The following is a 7,791-nucleotide window of genomic DNA, read 5'->3' on the forward strand; positions in this document are numbered from 1 at the left end:
AATCGCTAATTTAGACGGTTATCAGGAAAAAATAATTTTTGATATTAATGTTTCGTTTGACGATATTGTTGAGCTAAACATTGAGCTTGAGCCGGAGTCGGGAATGGATCCGGTGATTATCGTGCCGGGGATTATGGGGAGCTGGAATGTAAGCGGCGAATGGCAGCTTGATCCGATTCTTAATACTTATGATAATTTATGGGAAGCTCTGAAGCTGGCCGGCTATGAAGAAAATAAAACCTTGTTTGCTTTTCCCTACCAATGGCGGGATTCAAATGTTATCAGCGCGGATTATTTGAAAGATAAAATTAATGAAGTAAAAAATATTTGCCAATGCGATAAAGTTGACATTGTCGCGCACAGCATGGGCGGATTAGTTGCCCGCTATTATGTTGAAAGCGATGATTATGAAGATGATGTTGATCAGCTGGTATTTTTGGGCACGCCGCACAAAGGATCGCCTAAGGCGTATTTGCAATGGGAAGCGGCGGAAGGCTTTGAAAGCCCTAAAGAAAAAATAGCAAAAATATATTTTTTTATTGAATCGCGCCTCATGGGCTATGGTTCACTTTTTGAGTATATTCAAAATCAAGTTAAATCAGTAGAACAGCTTTTGCCTGTTTATCCTTATTTACAGAACATAGGATCTGTACAATTAAGAGAGTATAATCAAAATCTATATCCGAATAATTACCCCTATAATTCATTTTTAGAATCATTAAATTCAGAAGAAAATTTAAATAAATTTAGCAATAGCGGAGTAAGAGTATTTAATGTCGCTGGAAATAACGGAGATAATACTATAGGAGTTATAAATGTAAGCTCCGGAGAGCCGTACTATCCAATATGGGAGCATGGGTATATGGAGGAAATTTTTTATATATCAGGCGATAAAACCGTTCCTCATATGAGTTCATCATTATTTATTCCTACAGTAATAGAAAATACAAATCACAATCAAATCCCTACCAACGCCCAAAGACAAATAATAGAATATTTAACAGGCCAGATGCCGGCTATAGAAATTAATGACACGCCGGAGCCAAAAGAAATATTAGCAGTGGCCATTCATTCTCCGGCTGATTTTGTGATAATATCTCCGTCAGGAAAAAGATTAGGCAAAGATTTTTTAAGCAATGCAAATATTAATGAAATAGATTATGGATTTTACTCAGGATTTGAAGACGAGCCGGAATTTGCTGTTATTATCAATCCGGAACAAGGAGATTACAGGGTGGAACTGCAAGGAACCGGCGATGGAGAATACAAGCTGGATTTAAGCTATATTAATAAAGAAAAAGAAATCACCAAAGAATTTACAGGAAATATACAAATAGAAGAAGAGCATAATTTTGATTTTATTTATAGCGAAGACGATGAAGATCTAATTAGCGAATTAATTCCAGAGGACAATGTCCCGCCGGTAATTACAATTAATAATCCAATGGAAAGCCAGCAGTATTTGCATAGCGAGAATTTAATAATTGATTATACGGCGACTGATGATTTTTCCGGCATAGCTAATATCATAATCAATTTAGACAACCAAGTTTTTTCTACAACAAACATTGATTTATTTTATTATGATTTAGGCGAGCATATTTTAAATATCACAGCCGCTGACAATGCAGAAAATAGCGCCAGTGCTGAAGTTAAGTTTGAAACCATTGCCAATATAGCCAGCACTATCCAAGATATTGAGAGAATATATAATTTAGATTGGATCAGCAAAAAAAATGTTAAGCAAGTTTTAATTGTGAAATTAAAAGTTCTGCAGGCAAGACTGGACATTTTTGTTAAGCAAAAAGAAACAATTGAAAAATTAAAACAGAAAATATTAGACAATACAAAAATAAAAGAAAGCCACAAACAGAAGTTGGCAGAAAATTTTGACAAGCGCTTGCAGAAATTAGAACAGCAGGAAGATAAATTTATTGAAAAATCATTGGAGAATCTGGAAAAGGACTTAAACAAGTTTTACAACAAAGAGATGATAAATCAGGACGGCTATGATATAATAATAAATAATATTAATTATTTAAGACAAAATTTATGAATCCAAAATTAAAAACATTTTTAACAATTATTGGTGTTTATTCAGGGGCTGGCTTTTTGGCTTACATTTTAGCGCCATTGGGAGGCATGTTTCATAGAATATTTTGGGAATCTCGCGGTTGCGGCTGGTGGATACCTTGTGATAAAGGCGCGTATTTTGAGGGTTTCATTTATTTTTTCATTTATTTTTTAGCTGTTTTTTCTTTTTACGCATTAAGACAGAAAACCGCTTGGAAAGTATATGTTGCAGGAACATTTATATTTTGGGCGCTTATCATTTATACGATAATTGATTCGCATAAATTATATCGTAATGAGTATTTAGGCGGTCTAATAATAATGCTTTGCGCTTTTGGGCTTGGTTATTTGTCGGCTGTCGGGGCTGGGAAAGTTATAAAGAAAATAAAACAATAAATATAGAAAATATATAGCAAAAGCACCTTAAAATCGAGGTGTTTTTGCGTTTTAGGATAAGGTGAATTTGGACCAAATTCACCTTATTATTGAAATGATTTATAGAAGGCGTTATGCCTTGTTTGGATTGAAAAATTTAAGGGGAAATGGTAGAGTGAAAACATGAATAAACAGACCGTAGGGGCGCAAAATTTTGCGTTCCTACGAAAAATTAAAAAATTATGTTAAGTTTACAGGAATTAAAAACTCTTTGGAATAAAGAGAAAAAGGAATATCGGTCCCAAGAGGTGGGAAGCGGGGTTCAAAAATTTATTAAAGAGGCATTGCAAAGCCCTAATCTTTTTAGTTTAAAGGAGTGTCCGCTTTCTAAAAAATCCACGGACCGAAAGATGGAATTTATACACGAGAAAAAAACAAAAGACAGAAGAAGGGCAGATTTTGTAATTTATGTTGATATGAATATTATAATACCCGTTGAAGTTGAATCATTCGGTAAAATTGAAGTAGGCGCCAAGCAACTGGCCCAATATCAAAAAGATTTGGAAAAGAAATACGGAATTTTAACTGACGGGCATATTTGGCGTTTTTACACGGATAATGTTTTCATGGAGTTTAATATTGATGAGATTTTAAAAAATCCTGAATTGTTTTTAGAATACTGGAAAGAATATATTAAGCCCGAAACCTATTACTTGCAATTTTTTGAAGCAAAAGGGCAATTAAAATTATTGAAACAGGACAAGCTTTTGGTCGAAAGTTATCGGCCGTTATTTTTTGAAAATATAACTGAATTAATCAGAAAACTTCAAAATAAGTTGCAGCTTGAAGGATATTTTAAGGATGTGGATCAAAAAGAAAAGAAAAAGAAAGCCACGGAAATTACTTACGCTTACATAATCCAGTTTATTTTATACAAAACTTTGGTGGACAATGATTTTGGCAATTTTGGCAAAGAGTACAAGTTAAAAGTAAACAAAATTTATCAATGCTTAAAAGAAAAAAATTATACAAAAATTTTAGGGATCATTGACGGAATAAGTAATGAGATTTCCAAAAATGTGTATAGGCCGTTTGCCAAAGAGCAGGAATTTATCAGGGAAAAATTGCTGCAGCTGTATCGCGAAACGGAAAATAAGTTATCCGATGTTTCTCATTGGCTGGATATTTTTGTGTTTATTAAAAAATTTAGTTTTGAAAATGTAAGGAATGAAATTTTCGGATTTATCTACGAAAATTATTTAAAAGAGCTTTTTGAAGACACTAAAAAAGGCCAGTATTTTACTGATCCGGCTATTGTTAATTTTATGATTAAGCAAATAGGATACAGCGCGGAAGATCTAAAGGAAAGAATTTTAAAAGGCCATAATGAGAAGTTATCAATAATTGATCCTTCCTGTGGCAGTGGCACATTTTTATACAGCGCTGTTAATGAAATTATCGAGGCAGTGCCCAACGGCTCGGAAAAATCGTCAAAATTAATAGAGGATATTGTGGTTAATAATGTTTTCGGTCTTGACATAGAAGAGTTCCCTTTGTATTTGGCGGAGATGAATATAATAATGAGGATGCTGCCGTTGATTATTAATGAAAAATTTAATAATCCGATTGATAAGAAAATAAAAGTTTTTAAAACAAAAGACAGTATTTCAGAATTCATTGATTCCGGGTTAAAAAATACAATTCACGATATTGATGTCGCAGGCGGTCAGCAAACTTTATTTGATCCTGAAAAGTTAAATTTGGGTTATGATAGTTTTATGCGCGATGAAGGTGATATTGGAGAAATGAAAAAAAGCATGAGACCGCCGCGCCGCCGATTTGATTTTGTAATAGGCAATCCGCCTTATGTTTCATTCAAAGAATGCTCAAAACAAAAAGTTCTTTTTATGCAATTAATGAAGTTAAGAAAAATTAAAATGAGCGATATTTATGGAGTCAATTTGCATAGTACTCCTAATAATCATAAAAAATACGCGCCCAATCCCAATCTTTACGTTTTTTTCATTGCATTAGGGCTCGCCTTCTTAAAAGACATGGGGAAACTTTGCTATATAATTCCTCAGACTATTTTAAACGCAGGTGATTTAGATGTAGTCCGTTATCATTTAGCAAAATTTACCACTATAGAAAAAATCATAATTTTTAGCGGGAAAATGTTTGTTGGTAGAGGATTAAAGCAAAAGCACGAAGTGGCTACTTCAAGTTTAATTTTTATTGTAAGGCGCGAAAAGCCATCTGGCGTTAATCAAGTGGAGATAATTAATTATCAAGATTCAAAAGCTGATGTAGAAGTTGCTTTAGATAATATCCTTAAAGGTAAGAAAATAAAAAAGAAAAAAATCAAACAAGACGATTTGTTGACAAATCATGCAAATTGGAATTTTATTAAGCACGATAAATTATTTTTAGATTTTTATAATGAATACAAAAGAAAAACAGATAGTACTTCAATTTATTATGATCATGTTTGGGCTGAAATACATTTGAAAAGTAAATTTTATTTTGATAGAGGCATAAAATATCCAAAGAACAAAATAAAAATAGTTTCCGAAATGAAAAGCGATAATTTTTATTATATATCTAAGAATATTAAAGATGGGCATAGAGCGATTGCTAGCAATTTAGCCATTGATAAAAAATTATTGGATTTTCCGTTTGGCAGTCAAGGAGATATAGTGTATCAAAAAAAATATAAAATAGTCTGGAGTTATATAAACTACGACAGATTTCGTTTTTCTCAAGACAATATAATGATTAACTATAATAATGTGTTAATTTCTTCTGATAATAAAGATGAGATTCTTTATTTATTATCATTATTAAACTCAAAAATGTCTATAAAAATTTTTGACAGTTTGTTGAGAAGCGAAAACGAGAAAGACATTTTAATTGGCATAAAAACTATTAAAGAATTCATCCGAGTGCCAAAGATTACAGAAGACAATCAATTTATTAAGGATGAAGTGATTAAGAGATCTGAGGAAATGTTAAAATTGGAAGATGTAAAGTTAAGCGATTTTGTGGATTTTAAAAAAGTTTTAATGCAAAAATTTGATAACGTTAAAACAGAAAAAAATAAAAATAAATTAGTTTTAATAAATGGCGATAAAGAAATTAAGTTAGAAATAAAGAGCAATGCTGATTTGGTTAAAAAGGCGATTAGCGGTTTAGTAAGCAATGAGAAATTGCGGTTAGAAAAAAATAAAATCAATTTAGGCGAATTAAAAGAATTGCCGGTTATTGATTTTGAGTTAAGGGATAAAATTAAGGATTATATTGACGACTTGGTTTTTGCTTTGTATTTTAATGTGAGTATTGGAAAGGTTGGATTCGGTAGGGCTAAGGTGGTGAAGGAGAAGTGTCGGGGGAGTAAGTTTTATAAGGTTATTGAGAAAAAAAATTAATTCATTAATTCAATAAACAGATGACAAATAAATTAAAGACAAAAGAATATCAAATTTTAGTAAGTGATATTGAATTTCGAAGCGAGAGGAGGGAAGTGTGCTTGTCCGTTTATGAGGATTTAGGCTATTTAATAAAATTAAATGATAATAAAAATCAAGTTATTTTTGGTAGACGCGGAAGTGGGAAGACGCATTTGCTTGGGAGTTTTGTTGAATATGTAAACAAGGAAATCAAGAAGGACATCGCAATTTATATTGATCTAAAAGATATCGCTAACGAAATTGTTCAAGAATATACTATTGATCAAAAGTCTTATTTTTATTTTTGGGAATTTGTTGAAAAGATTGCTGTTAAATTAAGAGAGGAAATAATAAATAGACTTAGTATGTTAAAAGCAAACTCAATAAAACAAAAGAAATTATATAAAGCGATAGTCCTAATTGATAATTTGTTAACAGATATTTCAGAAGAGAAATTCAACACAATTACGGGGAATTTTAAAAATATTGAAAATGGTTCGATAAAGATAGATGGCTTTTCCGATGGTGGAAAGAGGGCGAAAGAGAAAAAACAAATTAAGAAAAAGTCGACAAAGGACAGATTTGAAGAGATAATTAAAATATCTGGAACTAGATATTTATTTATAGCTATTGACGAGTGGATTAGTTTTAAACCCGATATGCAACCGCGTTTTGCAAATATGCTAAATAAAGCATTTATAAATTCTAAGGTTATAGCTTTAAAAATAGGAACAATTAAGTATAGAACCCGATTCTATTTATCAAAAAAGAATTTAGGACTAGAATTGGGATCTGATATTTTTAGCTCTATTGATTTGGATATAAACCAGATGTGGGAAAGGGGGGTGGAAAAATCAATTAAATTTTTTAGCGGTATACTTATAAAACATTTAAATTATAGTATTAAAAAATTAAAACTCAAACTAGATCCATACAGCAAATCAAAGTTAAATTATTTATTTGCCAGCGATAAGGCCTTTGTAGAATTAGTAAAGGCAAGTGAAGGAATACCAAGGGATTTTTTAAATATCTTTAAAAGGTCTTATGATTATTTCCTTAATGACATAAAAGCGAAAAAAATAACGATACGCCACATTAAAAGCGCAGTATCAGACTGGTATCAAGATGATAAAATATCAGCTTTAGATAGTTCGTCGAAAGTATATAAGGTATTAGAAAATCTAATAAATAATGTGATAATACAATACAAAACAAAACAATTTATACTACCAACCGAAGAAACTGCTAATAAAGAGATACAATCGTTAATAGATTTACGTCTGTTGCATTTGTTAAAACAGGGGTGGTCATCAAAAGGTACTCCAGGAAAGAGATATAATATTATTTCCATTGATTACGGTGCGTTTATTGCGATTCTGGAAACTAAAATTGGCAAAGAAGTTAAACAGTTGTGGTCTGGCGACGATCCTTTACCCGAGGTTAATTTGAGAGATATAAGACGAAAAGAGTTTAGTATTAAAGATACAAAAATTTTTAAAAAATCCGAAAGAGAAGATTTGAAAACCACAAAAGAACAGTTAATTTTACCTCTCTTCAAAACTTAAAAAAAGTGAAAAAGAGATTGCGAAAAACAAGACATTTATTGACTTCAATACAAAAATAAATAAGTTTGAGCAAGAATAGGTTTCGTCTAAGTTTACTAATATAAACAAAAGATCTTAGTGATTGTTAATTACTATAATCTATGTTCTATATTCGCCGCATCACAGCCTCCTAAAAGGGGTTACTATGACAAACAGGCAAACCGCCGCAGCCCTCCGCAAAGGCCCGCCCGCCTTGCTTTGCAACGCGAATCGGAGGGCTGCGGCGGATAGGCAAAAATATTTACAATAATTATTTTTTCATGTTAATTTTTATAGACGACTCCGGCGATCCG

4 protein-coding genes are annotated in these 7,791 nt (G+C 31.8%); all 4 read left to right on the forward strand.

Going from position 1 to position 7,791, the window contains the following annotated elements:
- Window positions 1-2,056 (forward strand): alpha/beta hydrolase (locus tag KKI21_02530; GenBank protein ID MBU4285077.1); only part of this gene is annotated, 2,056 nt, incomplete at its 5' end.
- On the forward strand, window positions 2,053-2,469 hold the full coding sequence (locus tag KKI21_02535; protein MBU4285078.1) for a hypothetical protein: 417 nt from the start codon (window positions 2,053-2,055) through the stop codon (window positions 2,467-2,469). The genes KKI21_02530 and KKI21_02535, both read left to right, overlap by 4 nt.
- A gap of 221 nt (window positions 2,470-2,690) precedes the next feature.
- Window positions 2,691-5,873, forward strand: a complete 3,183-nt coding sequence (locus KKI21_02540; protein ID MBU4285079.1) for an Eco57I restriction-modification methylase domain-containing protein — start codon at window positions 2,691-2,693, stop codon at window positions 5,871-5,873.
- Window positions 5,874-5,893: 20 nt separating this feature from the next.
- Entirely contained in the window at window positions 5,894-7,459 is a 1,566-nt protein-coding gene (locus KKI21_02545) for a hypothetical protein (protein MBU4285080.1), read from the forward strand.
- Window positions 7,460-7,791: the final 332 nt, after the last annotated feature.

Source organism: Patescibacteria group bacterium (assembly GCA_018897295.1).
GTDB lineage: Bacteria > Patescibacteriota > Minisyncoccia > RBG-13-40-8-A > RBG-13-40-8-A > JAHILA01.